This window comes from Paraburkholderia flava (assembly GCF_004359985.1).
Classification (GTDB): Bacteria; Pseudomonadota; Gammaproteobacteria; order Burkholderiales; family Burkholderiaceae; genus Paraburkholderia; species Paraburkholderia flava.
In genome coordinates this window covers 1,336,537-1,354,592 of the sequence record NZ_SMRO01000002.1, presented here as the reverse complement: position 1 = coordinate 1,354,592, position 18,056 = coordinate 1,336,537, and the positions used below count along the sequence as shown (strand labels likewise).

General features: G+C 61.2%; 14 protein-coding genes and 2 pseudogenes. 13 read left to right on the top strand and 3 right to left on the bottom strand.

The window, feature by feature from the left end; all coding sequences use genetic code 11:
• Positions 1–49 precede the first annotated feature (49 nt).
• Positions 50–553, top strand: coding sequence for an SMI1/KNR4 family protein (locus tag E1748_RS17495; RefSeq protein WP_133648433.1), 504 nt, complete (start codon positions 50–52; stop codon positions 551–553).
• Between the two features lie 228 nt (positions 554–781).
• Here the strand turns inward: E1748_RS17495 and tssM are convergent.
• Positions 782–3,583 (bottom strand): annotated as a pseudogene (gene tssM / locus E1748_RS17490) (type VI secretion system membrane subunit TssM); the annotation flags it as partial.
• 92 nt (positions 3,584–3,675) lie between these two features.
• Positions 3,676–3,981: pseudogene (locus E1748_RS17485) on the bottom strand (type VI secretion system ATPase TssH); the annotation flags it as partial.
• A gap of 535 nt (positions 3,982–4,516) precedes the next feature.
• Between E1748_RS17485 and E1748_RS17480 the strand changes: the two are divergent.
• Genes E1748_RS17480 through E1748_RS17455 form a run of 6 tightly spaced genes read left to right on the top strand, consistent with a single transcriptional unit; the run spans position 4,517 to position 10,610 of the window.
• The gene (locus tag E1748_RS17480; RefSeq protein ID WP_133648432.1) at positions 4,517–5,170 is read left to right on the top strand and encodes a TagK domain-containing protein; all 654 of its coding nucleotides are present in this window, start codon (positions 4,517–4,519) and stop codon (positions 5,168–5,170) included.
• Positions 5,167–5,997, top strand: a complete 831-nt coding sequence (locus E1748_RS17475) for a type VI secretion system accessory protein TagJ (protein WP_133648431.1) — start codon at positions 5,167–5,169, stop codon at positions 5,995–5,997. Before E1748_RS17480 ends, E1748_RS17475 begins: the two co-directional genes overlap by 4 nt.
• Positions 5,984–6,523, top strand: a complete 540-nt coding sequence (gene tssE, locus E1748_RS17470) for a type VI secretion system baseplate subunit TssE (protein ID WP_240766680.1) — start codon at positions 5,984–5,986, stop codon at positions 6,521–6,523. The genes E1748_RS17475 and tssE overlap by 14 nt, the downstream gene beginning before the upstream one ends.
• Before the next feature lie 36 nt (positions 6,524–6,559).
• The gene (tssF, locus tag E1748_RS17465; protein WP_133648430.1) at positions 6,560–8,449 is read left to right on the top strand and encodes a type VI secretion system baseplate subunit TssF; all 1,890 of its coding nucleotides are present in this window, start codon (positions 6,560–6,562) and stop codon (positions 8,447–8,449) included.
• On the top strand, positions 8,449–9,522 hold the full coding sequence (tssG, locus tag E1748_RS17460) for a type VI secretion system baseplate subunit TssG (protein ID WP_133648429.1): 1,074 nt from the start codon (positions 8,449–8,451) through the stop codon (positions 9,520–9,522). The genes tssF and tssG overlap by 1 nt, the downstream gene beginning before the upstream one ends.
• A complete protein-coding gene (locus E1748_RS17455) occupies positions 9,519–10,610 on the top strand; it encodes a type VI secretion system protein TssA (RefSeq protein ID WP_133648428.1) in 1,092 nt (363 codons plus the stop codon). Before tssG ends, E1748_RS17455 begins: the two co-directional genes overlap by 4 nt.
• A 148-nt stretch (positions 10,611–10,758) precedes the next feature.
• Here E1748_RS17455 and E1748_RS17450 read toward each other — a convergent pair whose 3' ends face one another.
• A complete protein-coding gene (locus E1748_RS17450) occupies positions 10,759–11,463 on the bottom strand; it encodes a FadR/GntR family transcriptional regulator (RefSeq protein ID WP_133648427.1) in 705 nt (234 codons plus the stop codon).
• A gap of 243 nt (positions 11,464–11,706) precedes the next feature.
• Here E1748_RS17450 and E1748_RS17445 point away from each other — a divergent pair, with 243 nt between their 5' ends.
• From E1748_RS17445 to E1748_RS17415, 6 genes are all read left to right on the top strand, one after another.
• Complete coding sequence (locus E1748_RS17445; protein WP_133648426.1) at positions 11,707–13,254, top strand: sugar ABC transporter ATP-binding protein; 1,548 nt, start codon at positions 11,707–11,709, stop codon at positions 13,252–13,254.
• Positions 13,247–14,278 (top strand): ABC transporter permease, encoded by a 1,032-nt coding sequence (locus E1748_RS17440; protein ID WP_133648425.1) that lies wholly within the window; start codon positions 13,247–13,249, stop codon positions 14,276–14,278. The genes E1748_RS17445 and E1748_RS17440 overlap by 8 nt, the downstream gene beginning before the upstream one ends.
• 39 nt (positions 14,279–14,317) lie before the next feature.
• Entirely contained in the window at positions 14,318–15,265 is a 948-nt protein-coding gene (locus E1748_RS17435) for an ABC transporter substrate-binding protein (RefSeq protein WP_133648424.1), read from the top strand.
• 67 nt (positions 15,266–15,332) lie between these two features.
• Entirely contained in the window at positions 15,333–16,349 is a 1,017-nt protein-coding gene (locus E1748_RS17430; RefSeq protein ID WP_133648423.1) for an aldo/keto reductase, read from the top strand.
• A 212-nt stretch (positions 16,350–16,561) separates the two neighbouring features.
• On the top strand, positions 16,562–17,569 hold the full coding sequence (locus tag E1748_RS17420; protein ID WP_133648422.1) for a zinc-binding alcohol dehydrogenase family protein: 1,008 nt from the start codon (positions 16,562–16,564) through the stop codon (positions 17,567–17,569).
• A gap of 89 nt (positions 17,570–17,658) precedes the next feature.
• Positions 17,659–18,000, top strand: a complete 342-nt coding sequence (locus E1748_RS17415; protein ID WP_133648421.1) for an L-rhamnose mutarotase — start codon at positions 17,659–17,661, stop codon at positions 17,998–18,000.
• Positions 18,001–18,056 lie beyond the last annotated feature (56 nt).

The following is an 18,056-nucleotide window of genomic DNA, read 5'->3' as shown; positions in this document are numbered from 1 at the left end:
GGTTTGGATAACGAAATTCAGAAGCCACGAGAATAATCAAAATAAAATCATGATAAAACTTAAATTAATCAATCCGGCACAACCCCTATCCGAAGATGATCTCATCGATTTCGAGAGAGAGTTTGAAATCAAAATTCCGGCCAGACTGCGCCAACATTATTTAAAAGAAAATGGTGGCTTTCCAGACTGCCACAAAATGTACTACGTTCCCAAAGGCGTCGACCCTTGCGACGCAAATGGAGTGACGTTTAATGGATTTTATCCCATAAAATATACTTCGACACCAGATGGGTCAACCTTAGAAGCAAACTACACGAGCTACACAGACGATCAAAAATTGTTCGAGAAGGATGAGTACATTCCTTTCGGATTTGATGTAAGCGGCTTTCCACTTCTCATGAAATTCAGTGGCTGCGCAATTTATCTTCTCGACAGAGACGAAGTAGACGACGATGATCGAGAAGTCATCAAATTTATCGCTCCCTCCCTGCAAGATTTTATCGACGGCCTCATGCCGGGAGATGATTTTGAAAAATTAATGGAGGATTGTTAATGCGATCAAGCACACCCGCTAATTCGACACGATCACTTCAAAACATCGGCTCTTCGCTCTTCCCCACGCGATATCGTCGTCCACCAGCTAATCGACAGCGCGACTTCAAGTAACGGATTGATGACCCCGCTCCGCCACCTTGAGTGGCCGCGCGGCAACCGCGAAAGAAACCAAAAGCCGGACGCGGCTTTGGAACAGGCCTCCAAGCAAATCCACACACGCCTCCATTCACCGAGAAGCGCCCCCACTCCCCGGCACCACCCCACGCGGCAACCCCGGCGGCGGCCCACTATCCGGCAGATTAAACACCGGCATCGACGACGGACAGCGAAACGTCTTCAACACATCGCTCGTCAGCGGATTCGCAACGCTGCCGGTGCTGGCAATATCGAGCACTGCCTTGCGACCATCAAAGTCGAACGCGACGCGCGTGCGTCCTGGCGTAGCCGTCTCGACCACATGACCCGCCTGAAGCAGACGCATCAGTGCCCACGGCCCGTCGGTCGAGATCGTCGACGTATCGGGCCGGATACGTGGACTCGCGGTGATCTCCGCATGCACGCCGCCGCGCGGTCCCGGCCACGTCACAGTGAAAGGCGCCACCGGACCGTGCTGATAAAGCGACGTCTGCCCGTCGATATCGAGCGACAGGCTCGTCACGGTCGGATCGAGTTCGGGAATGCGGATGTCCGCTTTCCACGCCAGCTGCTTGTGACCCGGATCGTTGAAGAAGACGTCGCGAATCGCCTTCGCGTGTTCGAACGGCTCGAGATCGGGTCCCTGCACAGGCTCCGTAGCGCCCGGCAATGTGCGGTAGCGCCACGGCTTCGCAGAAGTATCGACGAACGGTGCAAGGGTCTTCGCAAAAAAATCGTCGATCACGCCGTCCTGTGCGAACACGCGCGTGAAGTCGTCGATGCTGACGTCGCGCTTGCTCTCGGGTGAAAACGGATAGTTGCCCTCGATCGTGAGCCGGCACGTATCGCCGACCACCGCCTGCATCTCGCGCGACAGCAGCTGTCCGATACCCTGATTGACTTCGTGCGAACCGTCCGCGGCAAGCTGCAGCAAGACCTCCCGGAACGGTGCCGGCATCGTGTCGGCGGTCATCTTGAGTTTCGCCGCCGTATCGCTCGCCGGCGGCATGCTGTTGTTCGACAACGCGTTGTCCGAAACAGTCAGTGCCGTGTAGTAGTCGTTCAGCAGATTGGTCACGCCGTTGAGGCCGGTCTTGCCCGCCTGCGCGGCCGCCGCTTGCGGACTGGCCTGCGTATCGGCGTTTCCGGTGACGACTTCGCGCAGCGCCGCGAAGCGATTGTCGACGAGTTCACGCTCGACGCGTTCGGATGCGCGAATGCCGAGCGCCTTGTCCGTCTTCTGGTTTATCTGGTCAGCCGCCTTCTGCAGAAAAGAACCATCCGAACCGGACACCGATTGCGTCAGCGTCGTTTCGCGAACCGCTGCACGCGCCAGACGCGCAAGCGGCGAATCGGGTGCGGCGAAGCTACGCAGCACCTGCAGATTGAACGCCAGGCTCGTGCCGCTCACGGTCCGGAGGTCACCGAGAAAACTATCCCATTGCTGTGCGTACTCCATCAGATACTCGCGACGCACCGCTTCGGTCAGCGCATCGTCCCTTCCGGTTGCGCCGCTCACGATCTCAGCTGTTTTTTTTTGAGCCGCAGCGGACGGCCCCGCGAGATACGAACGTCCCATCACCCACGCATCGTCATCGCGTGCGGCCTGCACGAATTCTCCCAGGCGTTTGTCGAACAGGTTCCGGTAGCCATCGAACGTGAACAGACCCGGCACCCCGCGCGACAGCGGCTGACCGCTCGCCCGCGTGAACACGGTCCCGGCTTGCGGCCCGACCGCGCGCAGCAGCGTGAATTCGTCCGGTGCTTCTTTCAGCATCGCGGACTTCGCGCGTTCATAGAGACGATCCGTCGCGTTGCTGCCGTCGAGAAACGCGCGGGCCTGCTGGATCATCGCATCGTTGCGGATCAACGGCGACTGTACGATTCGCTCACCGGAGAACAGCTGCTGAACGTGATCGATCATCGATGCCCGGCCGCCGAAGATCGCCGCACTGTCGGTTTTCGCCCAGTCGTCGAGTACCCAGGCCTTCACGTCGGCAGCGTTGAATTTCGCCTTGTCGTAAAGCATCAGGTAAACGCGCAGCGCGTCGTAGGCGGTTTTCGAGTCCTTGGTCGCGACGGCCTGCGAAATCACATCCTCCATTCGATGCACGATTTGCGGCAGCAGCAGGTTGTCTTCCAGTGCATCGTATGTGCGGTGACTTTCGGTCACGATGTCCGGCGGCGTGTACAGACCGTAGCGCCACGTGCTGTCTGGATCGGACAGATCGAGAGTCGGAAAGGTCGGCAGATAGCGCGCTTCGGTCAGTGTGTCGGGCGCGCCTTCGGGTTTAGGTGCCTTGTAGAACTGGGTGACATGCGCGGTTAGCGCCTGCACCTTGCGACCCTCCACGCGCAGATAATCGCTGTTATTGCCGAAGCTCACGCGCAGGCCGACGGCAAGCCACACGAACAGCAGTAGCGCCAGCGCGTGACCGACAAACCTGAGCATCCGGAAACGATATTCCCAACGCAGATTGGGGCTGACGAGATGCGCTTCGGGAAACACGATCTTCGTGAACAGATCGTGCAGGAAAAAGCTCTGGTTGCCTTCCGGGCGTCGCGCAGCATCGGCCGACGCTTCGGTCAACGCTTCCGGATCTGCAGCCAGTCGCCGTGCGACCGTATGACGGTCCGCCGCGATTTCATCGCCCGTTTGCGATGCGCTCGTGAAGTACACGCCGCGCAATGTCGAATGCAACTGGGTATCGTCGTAACGGGAATCCAGGAACAGCCGTTCGACCAGGTCGTCGAGCGGTCGGATTAGTGCGTCGAACTCCTCGGGCAACGCCGCCAGCCGACGGCGCTTGCCGGTGTCGTATTCGTCCTGCAGACGCGTATCGATAGCAGCCGTCAGACGCGTAGCGAGTTGCATCAGCTCGTCGTGACTTCGTTCGTCGACTGAAGTCCCATGAACCGTGTAATAACCCGCCGTGTCGATCAGCACCGCATCGTTCGTCAACCACCAGTCCACTGCCGTGCGATCGCCCGTACCCACGCGCGCTCGATGGCAGCCTCGATGTGCCAGGAAAAGTCGCTGATCGAACTCGCCCCAGCCGGCAATGCGGCAAGCGCGCGGGCGAAGTCGCGTTCGAGCACGTCGCTGTCGATCGCCGCGTGGCGCACGATCCGGCGCAGGTCGCTGTCGGGCTGCTGGAACATCTGGTGCAGCCAGTGAACAAGCTCAACATACGGGTTGCCACGCAGCTTGCAGAAACCGGTAGCCGATTCGATACCGCGATAGAGCAGAACACCGAGCTTGCCGAACAGCACCTGGCGCGAAATCGTCATCCTTTCCCCTGATTGGTTACTGCAACGTGAGCGGTGAGCTGACGTCTGGACCCGAATGAACTCTGTCCAGATACGTCACCACAACTCCTGGCATTGGCGTTCTGCCTTTAAAACGCCAATTATCTTTAATCGATCTTATTTGTTTTGAGTCGCATTGATGGAATCGATCATACATGCCACAAACGAATCAGGTAGACGACGATATGAGCATTAAACGGATCCGAGCCTGGCAATGTGAAAAACGTTGTCCGTTCGGCATATGGTTTTAACATTCCCCCTTTCGAGCCCCGGAAAAATCGCACAAACCAGTGCTTATCAATGGAAACAGCATCGCCAACAAATCGCCAGTCAACTCCAAAAAGACAATCACAGAGAAATAAAGAATTTCAAATATTTAACACTCAATCCAATAAATTCACGACATTTAACTTAATTCATAATTCTTCACATTAATTACGATGATTATTCGAATTTCGATGAACGAAAAGAATCCCATCGTGCTTAAAATGAGTCTTTATCGCCCACGAATTTCTCCATGCGCTCACTTCGTCTGCCGTGGCGCCGCCAGCCTCATATGCCTGACATCGAACCTGTACTGTCCGGATCGGCTCATCGAAGGATCGAGCGCGACTCCTACGAGCACATCGCGCGCGCGACGTCGTCCAGCGCGCGCGATGGCGATGCGGCAATACTTGAACTGATCGGCAACGACGGACAGGGCAAGACCGCGTTCCTGCCCACCACCGACGATATGGAGCATGCAAGCGATATCGTGCAAGGTCTGCACGCGCAATACTGGCGCGCACTGACCGATCCGCATGCGTCGTTGTCCGGTTCATGGATCGGACAACCGGACGAACCGCCGACGTCCGCAGCCGCGGACAATGCCGGGGACGGCTGGCAATCGCACGGCGAAAACGACGAAGCCCGTTCGCTCGAGACGCTGCTGTCCGGCGAATGCACGCTTGAGAAAATCTTCGGCAAACTGGAAAGCGGCGCCAACGGCACCGTTGCCGATCTCGAAGCCGAACCCGTGCCGGAAGTGCTGCGCCTTTTTGCGCCGCCCGAATATCACGCAGCGGTAGCAAGCCAGACTGCCGCGCTGCCCCCCGCACTCACCCGGCGCGAACACCACGCGCTGTCGTTCGATAGTCCGCTCGCCGCACCTGCACGCAAGGACGAAGCATGAACACGGCACATCTGAACGGCCTGTCGCTCGTTGAACAGATCGCCGAAATCGAAGCGAGCGTCCGCATGCAACCGGCCGTCGCGTCGCATCGCTGGGCGCTGTTCCAGCTGATGTGCGCGATGGGCAACTGGACGCGTTCGATCCAGCAGCTGCAGACGTGGGCGAAGCTCGAACCGCAACACACGCAGATTGCGCAAACGTATCGTGACCTGATTCGTGCCGAACACTGGCGACAAAAGGTTCTCGCGGGACAGCAGCGCCCGGGGTTCATCCTCGAGCCACCCGCATGGACAGCGCAATTGATCGACGCGCTGCGGCTCGCCGCAGACGGACACAACGACGCAGCGGACGACGTACACGCGAGCGCGCTAGAAACCGCGCCGCCCGTCGCCGCTCATACCTCGCACGGACACACCGAATGGATCGCCGACAGCGATTCGCGCTTCGGCCCCGTATGCGAAGTCATCACGGCCGGACACTATCGATGGGTGCCTTTTTCGGATCTGGCTGCATGGCACATCTCGTCGCCGGTCAACCTGATCGATCTGATCTGGGCGCCCTGCAAGCTAACGCTCGCGGACAGCAGCGTCGTGCACGGCCTGATGCCCGCTCGTTATCCCGGCTCGGAAGCATGCGCCGATACGTTGCGCCTCGGCCGCGAAACCGTATGGCAGGAATCGGGGCGCACCGGGGTCATTGCGCTGGGACAGAAAACCTGGATCACGGACCAGGGCGACTTCGGTCTGTTCGAGTTGACGCACTGCCAGTTCGGCACGCCTGCGACGATCGACGATAAGCAGGAAGGCAGCAGCCATGACCACACGTAAAGACGAGCTCTCCGGCCGCACGCCGCGCCGCGCGAATGCGCATCTGATGCCGACGCTGCTTGATCGCCTGCGTGACGATGCCCCGCATCGTCACGTCGAGACCGCCGACGAATACACGGTCACGCGCAAACAGATGCGCGACATCGTGCAGCGCGATCTGACCTATCTGCTCAACACGACCAGCATCGAAGACCAGATCGATCGTGAGCGTTACCCGCACGCGGCTTCGTCGACCGTCAACTTCGGCGTGCCGCCGCTCGCCGGTACGTTTCTCGCATCGCGTCAGTGGAACGACCTCGAGCGGATGATCCGCCATGCGCTGACCGATTTCGAACCGCGACTGATTCCCGATTCGCTGGTGGTGTCGCCCCGCCACGCGATCGACGCGGGTGAACATCACAACATCCTCGCGTTCGAAGTGCGCGGCATGGTTCACATGGATCCCTATCCGCTCGAATTTACGGTGCAGAGTTCGCTCGATCTCGAAACGAGCGAAATCCAGATCACCGGCATACGCAGCACCTGAGCAGACACAGCCCGACCACCATAACGAGACCTTTCGATGGACCCGCGACTGCTCGACTACTACAACCAGGAACTCATCTACATGCGCGAGCTGGCGGGCGAGTTCGCGCACGCGCATCCGAAGATCGCGCGCCGGCTCGGCATGCAGACGGGCGAAGTCGCGGACCCCTACGTCGAACGTCTGATCGAATCGTTCTGCTTCATGGCCGCGCGCATGCAGATCAAGCTGGATGCGGAGTTCCCGCGCTTCACCGGCCGGCTGCTCGAAGTGATCTACCCGAACTACATTGCGCCGACGCCGTCGATCGCCGTCGCACGGCTTTATCCAGGAAAGGCGGAGGGGAATCTCGTCGGGGGTTATCGCGTTGCGCGCGGCACGGCGTTCACTGCGCAGGTTCCCGATGGAGAAAAAACCGCATGCCAGTTCACGAGCGGCCAGGACGTGACGCTCTGGCCGCTGACGATTACCGAAGCGCGTTTGACCGGCATTCCGCCGGACATTCCGTCGCTCGATCGCTACGTGCCGCCCGACCGGCAGGTGCGCGGCGCACTACGACTCAAGCTCGCGGTCACGGGCGATGTGCGCGTGGCCGATCTGCGAGGACTCGACCGGCTGCCTGTCTATCTCGCCGGCGACGAACAGGTCGCATCGCATCTGTTCGAACTGCTGCACACCGCGAGCATCGCATCGGTGATTGCGCCGCCAGGCGAATTCGGTGCAACGAATCGTCCGCTCGCCGCTGTCACTGTCGACGCGGTCGAACACGAAGGATTGCGTACCGATCAAAACCTGCTGCCGCTCACATGGACGAAATTCCATGGGCACAATCTTCTGCACGAATATTTCGCGTGCCCGGAGCGCTTCTGGTTCTTCGCACTGAACGGCCTCGCTGAGGGCTTGTCGCAGATCGACGGACGCGAGGTCGAGATCGTCGTGCTGCTCGATCGTGCGCCAGGCCCGCTCGCGAATCTCGTCGACGCATCGCGCTTCGCGCTGTTCTGCACGCCGGTCATCAATCTCTTTGAGAAGCACACCGACCGCATCGAAATCTCCCCGCTCGAAACCGAGTTTCACCTCGTGCCGGCCCGGCTCACGCCGCTCGACTACGAAGTGTTCTCCGTCGCGACCGTGTATGGACAGGTCGCGGCAACCTCCGAGGAACTGGAATTCCGCCCGCTCTATCAAACGTTGAACGATGACGAGGGCAATCACGGTCGGTATTTTTCGACGCGGCGCGAGCGGCGGCTCGCGTCCGACTCCGCGCGTCGATACGGCACACGTACGCCGTATATCGGTACCGAAGTCTTTCTGTCGCTGGTCGATCAGAACGAAGCGCCGTATGGCGAGAACATCCGCTTTCTGTCGGTCGATGCACTGCTGACCAACCGCGATCTCGCGACGCTCGTCCCGCGCAATGGCATCCGCGATCTGACAACCGCACAGTCCGCGCCGGTCGAAAGCATTGGGCTGATTCGACCACCGAGTCCGCCGCGTGCCCCCTTCGCCGAGCGCGAAACCGCATGGCGATTGATCCGGCAACTCAATTTCAACTATCTGCCGCTCGACGATCTCGATCATCGCGACGGAGGACAGGGTTTGCGCGATCTGCTTCGGTTGTACCTGTCGGACGGGAACACGGAACACAGTCGGCAGGTGGAAAGTCTGATCGGCGTGAAGACGCGGCCCGTCACGCGCAAACTTCCGGGTACGGGACCGATGACGTTCGGACGCGGGATCGAATGCACGCTGACGGTCGATGAAGCGGGTTTCTCCGGCGCGAGTCCTTATCTCTTCGGGCTCATCCTCGAACACTGGCTGGCGCGGCATGTGTCGATCAATAGTTTCACGCAGACCGAACTGCATTCGATGCAGCGCGGCAGCGTGGCTCGATGGCCGGTTCGCACTGGTACGCGCGGAGTGCTGTGATGAAGCGCGCCACCCTTCCCGCGCGCGTCCGCGACAGCACGCTTTCGCCCGACCTGCTCGAGCGCCTGCAGGCCGAGCCGTGGCGCTTCGGGTTCCTGTCGCTGCTGAGGCGCATCGGTGCGAATGCGGCGATCGATCCGGTCGGCACCGCGCGTCGCCCTCAGGCCGAACCGTTTCGGCTCGGGCAGCAGCCGAGCCTCGCGTTTGCGCCGCGCGAAATCGCAAGCGTGCAGGAAGCTGCGGGACGCCTCAAGGTGCGGCTGTTCGGCCTCGGCATGCTCGGACCGAATGGTCCTCTGCCGATCCACGTTACCGAGATCGCGAAGGATCGCGACGAAGGTCGGCACGACCCGACGACCGTCGATTTCTTCGACATCTTTCATCATCGCTTTTTCACGCTGTTCTATCGGGCGTGGGCTTCCGCGCAGTCGACGGCGGGACTCGACCGATGCGACGACGAGCGTTTTTCGTTTTACGTCGCGAGCCTGACCGGTCACGACGTCGGCGAAATACGGCGACGTCCGCTGCCGTCGCATGCGCGGCTTGCTGCCTCGGCTCATCTCGTCCGCGAGTCACGCAATCCGGATGGACTACGCGCGACGCTTGCCCATTACTTCGGCGTGCCGGTCGCCATCGAAGAAAACGTATTTCACTGGATCGAAATCGATCCGGCGGATTGCGGCCGCATGGGTCGTCCGGGACCGGCTGCAACGATGGGGCACGGAGCGATGCTCGGGCGCGTTGCCCCCGATCGTCAGCATCGCTTTCGTATCGTGATCGGCCCGGTCGATCTCGCGGCGTATCTGCGCTTCACGCCGCAAGGCGAGGATCTGCCGCGCGTCGTCGAGTGGGTGCGTGCGTTCGTCGGTCATGAGCTCGAATGGGAACTGGAACTGCGTATCAAGCCCGACAGTGCGCCGCCTGCAGTGATGGGCGGCGCGCAGCGCATCGGGTGGTCGGGATGGCTCGGGTATCCGCACGCTGACCGGCCGATCACCGGCATGCGATTCGAACCCGAGCGTTACGCACGACACTTCGAGCGCGAAGCCAACGACAGGCGGAAAACATCATGAGCAAGAAGCACGCAGCCGGCCGGGTCGAGTCCGGTAAAGCCGCGGTCAAGAACACACCGCAGCACGACTGGCTGACACCCGTCACCGACACGGCTCCGTGCGGTCCGGATCTCGAATACGACCATGACTTCGTCGTGCTGTTCGCGAGCGCCGCGCCGAGGCAGGATGTGCAGTACGGCGCGTTCATCGGCGGGCCGGATCCGGTCAACTGGAGCGAGGTCGAACGCGACTGCAAGCGGCTCATGATGCGCACGAAGGACATGCGCGTCGCGATTCTCTATACGCGGTGCCGCACGCGGCTCGGTGGCGCAGCGGGGCTCGCCGAAGGCATCGGGTTGCTCGCCGCGTGGCTGCAGACGTTCGCCGGGCGCGTGCATCCGCAGTCCGATACTGATACTGATACCGAACACGACGCGGCGCTCGAAATGCGGATGAATGCGCTGCAGGCACTCACCGATCCCGAAGGACTGCTGGCCGACGTGCGCGAAATCGTGCTCACGAAATCGACGCTCGCGCGGCTGCAGGTCCGCGACGTCGAGCGCGCGTTTGCGTGGCCGCGCGCTACCGATGCACTCGCGCCGGAGTCCGTCGCGCAGCAGTTACAGGATCTGCGTACGCAGCAACCGGCGACGATGTTGGGCTTCGATGACGCAGTCGCCAGTCTCGCAACGATCGATGCGTGGTGCGCCAGTCATCTCGAAGCGTATCGGCCGGATCTGTCGCCGCTGAGCCAGCTGCTCGGCAAGTTAACTGCACCGATAAACGCATCCAGGTCGTTCGAAACAGCTATCGAACCGGGTTCTGAACCGGATGAATCATTGGAAAGCGACACACAGTCAGAACCCGAACCGACGAATGCCGTTCCTGGCCGCACGCCGACTCAGTCCTCTGCGGAACCTGCGGATCGCCGGGCAGCCCTCGACCTGATCCGCTCCGCTCGTACATGGTTCGAAATCCACGAACCGAGCAGCCCGATTCCGGTGCTGCTCAAACGTGCGGAACAGTTCGTCGGCAAACGCTACGCGCAGGTCGTCACGGCGATTCCCGCCGAACTTCTTGCGCAGTGGGAAGAGACTGGAGATTCGTGACGTGCGGGACAGAAGTGCATTCGGTCAAAGCGTGCAATCGAAAGTCCCAATGACCTGAGCGTCAAACTTCTGGCAGCGACCTGCGCGACCATCAGGACGGAATGATCGACAGCGTGCGACGCTTGCCATCGAGTCGCGCATCGCCCCACTAGTGCGCATCACCCTGCTGCAGCACACCTGCTATCCAGCGCTCCTCGGACGCCTGAAGATGCGCCCGCATGGCCGTTTGCGCCGAGATGGGATCGCCGGCCTGCAATGCCTTGAGAATCTGCTCGTGCTCCTTGACCGCTTCAGCCCAGGTTTCCGTGCTTTCCGAATGTCCCCGGATGGCCGCGGCGATCGGGTCGTGACGGCTATCAAACAGTTCGCCGACAAAGCGGCTCAGCACAGAATTGCCTGCCACCTCCGCGATGAGCATATGAAATTGCCGGTCTGCGTCGATGGGCGATTTTCCCGCTATGGCGAGCCGTTTCATCCGCTCGACGGTTCGGCGCAAACGGTCGAGGGCGGCGGCCGAAAATCGCCCGGTGGCCAGCACGATCACTGAGCCTTCTATGGCCCCACGAGCCTGCATCAATTCGGAAGGGCTATCCCCCAACGCCGGTATCGCGTTGCCGTCCCCTTCGCCGGGATCGCGGACGTAGATCCCCGATCCGAGACGGATCTCGATCTGACCGCCGATTTCCAGAGCGATCAACGCTTCACGCAACGACGGACGCGAGACCCCGAGGGTCGTGGCGAGCTCGCGCTCGGGCGGCAACCGGCCGCCCGACGGCAATCCGCCTTGACGGATCAACGCAAGAATCTGCGTCGCCACAGATTGGTAAAGCCGCTTTGGTTCTGTCTGTTTCATCGCCGCACAATGCTCGCTCGAATTCCCGGCTATCCCGGGTTCGAAGCGAGTCTACCATGGCGGCAGAATCCCTTATCGACTGGGGCACTCAGCGAGATATGAGGGTTTTTACCATTGGTATGGTCAGTTGTAGTTTATTGATATTGGCTTGACCAAATGGGTGTTCCAGGCTCTAATTCGTCGAAACTGGACTGGCCAGTTTCCACCCGTTCCGGGGCTGCGCCAGTCACCATGGAGACACGCATGACGAGTGCCAACACGCGGCAAGCACCAGACGTTTCCGCTGGACAGCCGGCATCCCCCACCATTCTGCAGTTGCAGGGTGTGGGCAAGCGCTTCCCCGGCGTTGTTGCACTCGATGGCATCGATCTCGATCTACGGTCCGGTGAGGTCCACGCCATCTGCGGGGAGAACGGCGCCGGTAAATCGACGCTGATGAAAATCATCAGTGGCCAGTACCACGCGGACGACGGTGTGGTGCGCTATGAAGGCGCGCCGGTGAAATTCTCGTCCACCTCCGAGGCACAGGCCGCAGGCATCGCGATCATCCACCAGGAGCTGAACCTGGTTCCCCACCTGTCGGTCGCGGAGAACATCTACCTTGCGCGTGAACCTAAGCGCGGCCCGTTCGTCGACTACCGCACGCTGAACGCCAACGCGCAGCAGTGTCTGCAACGCATCGGACTGAACGTGTCGCCGACGACGTTGGTCGGTGCACTCTCGATTGCACAGCAGCAGATGGTGGAGATCGCGAAGGCGCTGTCTCTCGACGCGCGCGTGCTCATCATGGATGAACCCACGTCATCGCTGACCGAATCGGAAACGGTCCAGTTGTTCCGCATCATCAGGGAACTACGCGCTGACGGGGTGGCGATTCTGTACATCTCGCACCGGCTCGACGAGATGGCCGAGATCGTGGACCGCGTCACGGTGCTGCGCGATGGCCGTCATATCGCGACGAGCGATTTCGCGGCGACGACCGTCGACGAGATCGTGGCCCGGATGGTCGGACGTCCGCTTTCCGACGCGTATCCGCCACGCGAGTCCACGCCGACGGATCAGGTCCTGCTGAGGGTGCGCGATCTGCAAAGGACAGGCACGTTCGGCCCGCTTTCGTTCGACCTGCGCAAGGGCGAGATCCTTGGCTTCGCGGGTCTGATGGGCGCGGGACGCACCGAAGTCGCCCGCGCGATCTTCGGCGCCGAGCGGCCCGATTCCGGTTCCATCCTGCTGGGTGACACCCCTGTCGTGATCGGCTCGCCGCGCGAAGCCATTCGCCACGGGATCGCGTACCTGTCCGAAGACCGGAAGAAAGACGGCCTCGCACTCTCGATGCCGGTGTCCGCCAACATCACGCTGGCCAACATCCGGGCTATCTCGTCGCACGGCTTTTTGCGCTTCTCCGAGGAGACGGCCATCGCGGAGCGCTACGTTCGCGAACTCGGTATCCGTACACCGACGGTCAGCCAGATCACGAAGAATCTGTCCGGCGGAAATCAGCAGAAGATCGTCATCAGCAAGTGGTTATACCGCGGCTCGCGCATCCTGTTTTTCGATGAGCCGACGCGCGGCATCGACGTCGGCGCGAAGTACGCGATTTACGGGCTGATGGACCGCCTGGCCGCAGACGGCGTCGGCGTCGTCCTGATCAGTTCGGAACTGCCCGAGCTGCTCGGCATGACGGATCGTATCGCCGTGTTTCACGAGGGGCTTATCACCGCTGTCCTCGAGACCAGACAGACCAGTCAGGAGGAAATCTTGCACCACGCATCAGGGAGAAGTCATGCTTGAAGTTACATCGGGCCGCGCGCAGGCTCTCGACATACAGGTACGGCAGCGACGCCGTGACCTGATCCAGAAATTTGCCGCACTGGGCAGCCTCGTGGTGCTGATCGTCTCGTTCTCGCTGACCAGCTCTGCATTCTTCTCTGTCGACAACCTGATGACCGTTGCGCTTCAGGTCACGTCCATCGCGTACCTCGGCGTGGCCGCAACGTGCGTGATCATTACCGGGGGCATCGACCTGTCGGTCGGATCGGTGCTGGCGCTGGCGGGTGTCGCGGCCGCCCTGCTCGTCAAGGCCGGCGTACCGATACCCATCGCGATGCTGGGCGGCATGCTCGTCGGCGGCGCCTGCGGATGGGTCAACGGCATCTGCGTCACGCGCATGGGGCTGCCGCCGTTCATCGCGACTCTCGGCATGATGCTGGTCGCTCGCGGTCTGGCACTGCAGATCACGGGCGCGAGACCCGTCTCCGGGCTCGGCGAAGCCTTCGGCAAGCTCGGCAACGGCGCGCTTTTCAAGATCTCTCATATCGGGGCTGACGGCTTTCCCGACACGACCTTTCCAGGCATTCCGTACCCCGTCATCATCATGGTGGTCCTGTTCGTTGCGGTCTCCGTTCTGCTGTCGCGAACGTCGCTGGGCCGTCACATCTACGCAGTCGGATCGAACGCGGAAGCCGCGCGACTGTCCGGCGTCAACGTGCAAGGCGTCAAGCTCTTCACCTACGTCCTGTCCGGATTGCTCGCAGGCGTCACCGGCTGCGTACTGATGTCGCGCCTCGTCACGGCCCAGCCGAACGAAGGCGTGATGTACGAGCTCGACGCCATCGCAAGCGCGGTCATCGGCGGGACGTCATTGATGGGTGGCGTCGGCACGATCTCCGGCACGGCCATCGGCGCGTTCGTGATCGGCGTGATGCGCAACGGCCTGAACATGAACGGCGTATCGAGCTTTATCCAGCAAATCATCATCGGTGTCGTCATTCTCGGCACCGTATGGATCGACCAACTCCGGAACCGGAAGTTGTAATCAGAAGATGAAGTCCAAACCACAATCAAGGAGCGAGACATGAAAAAGCTATCCGTGCTGGCAACGGCCGCAACGATGTGCGCGATGTTCAGCGCGTACGCGCATGCGGCAGGCGGCGAAATCGCCGTCATCGTGAAGACGGCCAACTCCAATTACTGGCAGAACGTCCAGAAAGGCGCCACCGCCGCCATGGCCGATGCGAAGGGATACACGATGACCTTCCAGGGCCCTGCCGCGGAGTCCGCCATCGCCGATGAAGTCAACATGGTCGAGAACGCCGTCAATCGTCACGTCGCGGGCATCGTGCTGGCACCGTCCGACCCGGATGCGCTGGTCCCCGCGATCAAGAAAGCGTGGGAAGCCCACATCCCCGTCGTGCTGATCGACTCGGCGGTGTCCGATGCCGGTAAGCAGTACTACCAGTCGTTCCTGTCGACCGACAACGAGAAAGCCGGCGAACTCTGTGCGAAGGCGATGATCGATCGGGTTGGACAGACCGGCAAGATCGCAGTCATGTCGTATGTGCCGGGAGCCGGATCGGAGGTCGGTCGCGTCGGCGGGTTCCGCAAGTACATTGCCGCGCATTCGAAGCTGCAAGTGGTCGGCCCGTTCTATTCGCAGTCGCAGATGGCAACTGCGCTGAATCAGACGACCGACGTGCTGTCGGCCAACCCCGACCTGAAGGGCATTTTCGGCGCCAACGAACCGACCGCCGTCGGGATGGGACGCGCCCTTCAACAATCTGGAAAAGGCGGCAAGGTCATCGCAATCGGCTTCGACGGCAACCAGGACCTGCAAGGGTTTGTTCGCGACGGCACGATCCAGGCCATCGCAGTTCAGAGTTCCTATCAGATGGGCTACAAGGGAATCCAGACCCTCGTCAGCGTGATCGGACACAAGCCTGTGTCGAAGCAGGTGGACACGGGCGTCATGATGGTCGAAAAGCAGAACCTCGATTCGTCCGACGCCAAAAACGTTCTCTACTGATGAACGCGCCGGCGCGGCGGTTTTTTATAGCCGTCCGCCGGCACCTCCGCCTTCGGACATAGCCTCCATGAAAGCCATTGCAACGCACGCGCTGCCACGAAGTGGACTGGCGATGAGCACACTGGGCCTCGGCTGCTCGCAACTCGGCGGACTCTACAAGCCGATGTCCGCCGCAGAGGCCAACGCGCTCGTCGACTGGGCGTGGAACGCCGGCATCCGTTATTTCGATACCGCGCCGTTCTACGGCTATACGCTTTCCGAGCGGCGCGTCGGACAATCGCTGCAGATGCGCGAGCGCGAACACTATGTCCTGAGCACCAAGGTCGGCCGGCTCATGTGCCCGGATGACACCGTTCAGGCCGGCGACGACGGATGGGCGCACCCTCTACCCTTCCGGCCGCGTTTCGACTACACCTTCGACGGCATCATGCGTTCGTACGAGGACAGCCAGCAACGCCTCGGCATGCCGAAGATCGACGTCCTCTATGTTCACGACATCGGCGTTGCCACGCACGGCGACGGGCATTCACGGTACTGGGAGCAACTGACTCGGGGAGGCGGGTTCAGGGCGCTCACCGAACTGCGCGACTCGCAGGCTGTTGCTGCGATCGGACTCGGCGTCAACGAATGGCAGATCGCCGTCGACTCGATGCAGGAAGCCGATCTCGACCTCATCCTGCTGGCCGGCCGCTACACGCTGCTCGAACAGGACGCGCTCTCGCCGTTACTCGACCCATGTGTGCGCAGCGACGTTTGGATCGTCGCCGGCGGCGTATTCAATTCAGGCGTGCTGGTGGGCAACGGCAAGTTCAACTACGCCGATGCGCCGGTTGAAGTAGCACGGAAGGTTGCGCGTCTCGCCGACGTATGCGCGCGGTTCGAGGTTCCACTCGCGGCAGCGGCACTTCAGTTTCCGCTGGCGCACCCGGCCGTCGTGTCCTGCGTGGTCGGAGCGAGCAGTATCGAGCAGTTGCAGAAGAACGTCGCATGGCTCGAAACGCCGCTTCCGCCAGAGCTTTGGCAAGCGTTGCGGCACGAGGGGCTGGTCGCAGAGTCGGCTCCGGTCCCGGAGGCCTGCGCGTGACGTTCCGAATCGATGCTCATCGCACTTCTGGCGAATTGTCAGCCGTGTTGGTTACTGGCCACCTCAAACGCTGGATGCCATCGACCGGGACTTCGGTCCGCAGGACCTCGCTCCTCTGCTTGCGCAGTCCAGCGTGCAGCGAACGTGCTCGTCCAGTTACAGAATCGATCAACCGTCCGGCGATCGACAAGCTCACTCAACAGGATGCCTAAATGCTTAGCGTCATTTGCGAATCGCCGGGCGTGTTGCGCCACGAAAACCGTGAACTCCCTCACCGCGCCGAAGGCGAAGTGCTGTTGCGGGTCAGTCGCGTGGGTATTTGCGGCACTGACATGCACATCTATTCCGGGAACCAGCCCTACCTGCAATATCCACGGGTCATGGGGCATGAACTGTCCGCGATCGTCGCGGAGGCCGATCCCGGCGCGCACGTTGTGTCCGGCGATGCCGTCTATGTGATGCCCTACCTGTCGTGCGGGCAGTGCATCGCCTGCAGACAGGGCAAAACCAACTGCTGCGTCAACATCAAGGTGCTCGGCGTGCATCGTGACGGCGCGTTGACGGAATACCTGTCGGTGCCCGCGCAGTTCGTGCATAAGGCAGAGGGCGTAACACTCGACCAGGCGGCGATGCTCGAGTTTCTCGCGATCGGCGCACACGCGGTACGCCGCGCCGATGTGTCGGCTGGCCGGCGGGTCCTCGTCGTGGGCGCGGGACCGATCGGCATGGCGGCCATGCTGTTCGCGAACCTGCGCGGTGGGCACGTCACCTGCCTGGACACGCGCGCCGATCGTCTTGCGTTCTGCGCGAAGCACATCGCCGTCGCCACGGTTCAGGCCGGGCCGAATGACGTCGACGAACTGTCGGCGATGACCGACGGCGAGTTCTTCGACGTCGTGTTCGATGCGACGGGCAACGTCAACGCGATGAACCGCGGTTTTGAGTTCATCGCGCACGGCGGCAAGTACGTGCTGATTTCGATCGTACCGGGCGAGATCACGTTCTCCGATCCGGAGTTTCACAAGCGCGAAGCAACGCTGCTCAGCAGCCGCAATGCAACCGCAGAAGACTTCGAGACGGTACTCGTCGCGATGCGCGCGGGCCGCATCCCCGACAAGGCGCTCAATACTCACCGGATGAGTCTGGCCGACGTACCTACCGCGTTCCCGAAGCTGATGGAGCCTGGACAGACCGTCGTCAAGGCGCTGGTCGAGTGCTGACGTGCTAACGGAAGCCGCAGGGATCGCTCGAGATGAGTGCCCCTGTTCTTTAGCACATTACTTCGATCACTTTCCGACATGAGGTTGCCATGCGTTACTGTTTCGCCCTGGATCTGAAAGATGACCAGGCGCTGATCGCCCGCTACGAGGAGCATCACCGCGCAGTGTGGCCGGAAGTGCTGCAGCATCTGCGCGAGCATGGAGTGCTGGGTATGGAAATTTTTCGCCTCGGGACTCGCATGATGATGGTCATGGACACCGATGATGCTCGGTTCGATGCGGAGCGTACGTCCCGAGCCGCAGAAACCAATCCGGCGATTCGCGCCTGGGAAGATCTGATGTGGACTTTCCAGGCCCCTACTCCGTGGACACCAGCCGGCCAGAAGTGGATGTCGATGACGCGGATATTCGACCTTCGACAGCAGTCTTGATCGCCAGGATTTGGCGGATTTCGAGAACCACTATTCAGCGTGCGTTTCGATAATCA

Bases quoted from the DNA above. Each gene is read 5' to 3' on its own strand.
- E1748_RS17495 (WP_133648433.1), top strand. From the start codon at position 50: ATGATAAAACTTAAATTAATCAATCCGGCACAACCCCTATCCGAAGAT.
- E1748_RS17480 (WP_133648432.1), top strand. From the start codon at position 4,517: ATGCGCTCACTTCGTCTGCCGTGGCGCCGCCAGCCTCATATGCCTGAC.
- E1748_RS17475 (WP_133648431.1), top strand. From the start codon at position 5,167: ATGAACACGGCACATCTGAACGGCCTGTCGCTCGTTGAACAGATCGCC.
- tssE (WP_240766680.1), top strand. From the start codon at position 5,984: ATGACCACACGTAAAGACGAGCTCTCCGGCCGCACGCCGCGCCGCGCG.
- tssF (WP_133648430.1), top strand. From the start codon at position 6,560: ATGGACCCGCGACTGCTCGACTACTACAACCAGGAACTCATCTACATG.
- tssG (WP_133648429.1), top strand. From the start codon at position 8,449: ATGAAGCGCGCCACCCTTCCCGCGCGCGTCCGCGACAGCACGCTTTCG.
- E1748_RS17455 (WP_133648428.1), top strand. From the start codon at position 9,519: ATGAGCAAGAAGCACGCAGCCGGCCGGGTCGAGTCCGGTAAAGCCGCG.
- E1748_RS17450 (WP_133648427.1), bottom strand. From the start codon at position 11,463: ATGAAACAGACAGAACCAAAGCGGCTTTACCAATCTGTGGCGACGCAG.
- E1748_RS17445 (WP_133648426.1), top strand. From the start codon at position 11,707: ATGACGAGTGCCAACACGCGGCAAGCACCAGACGTTTCCGCTGGACAG.
- E1748_RS17440 (WP_133648425.1), top strand. From the start codon at position 13,247: ATGCTTGAAGTTACATCGGGCCGCGCGCAGGCTCTCGACATACAGGTA.
- E1748_RS17435 (WP_133648424.1), top strand. From the start codon at position 14,318: ATGAAAAAGCTATCCGTGCTGGCAACGGCCGCAACGATGTGCGCGATG.
- E1748_RS17430 (WP_133648423.1), top strand. From the start codon at position 15,333: ATGAAAGCCATTGCAACGCACGCGCTGCCACGAAGTGGACTGGCGATG.
- E1748_RS17420 (WP_133648422.1), top strand. From the start codon at position 16,562: ATGCTTAGCGTCATTTGCGAATCGCCGGGCGTGTTGCGCCACGAAAAC.
- E1748_RS17415 (WP_133648421.1), top strand. From the start codon at position 17,659: ATGCGTTACTGTTTCGCCCTGGATCTGAAAGATGACCAGGCGCTGATC.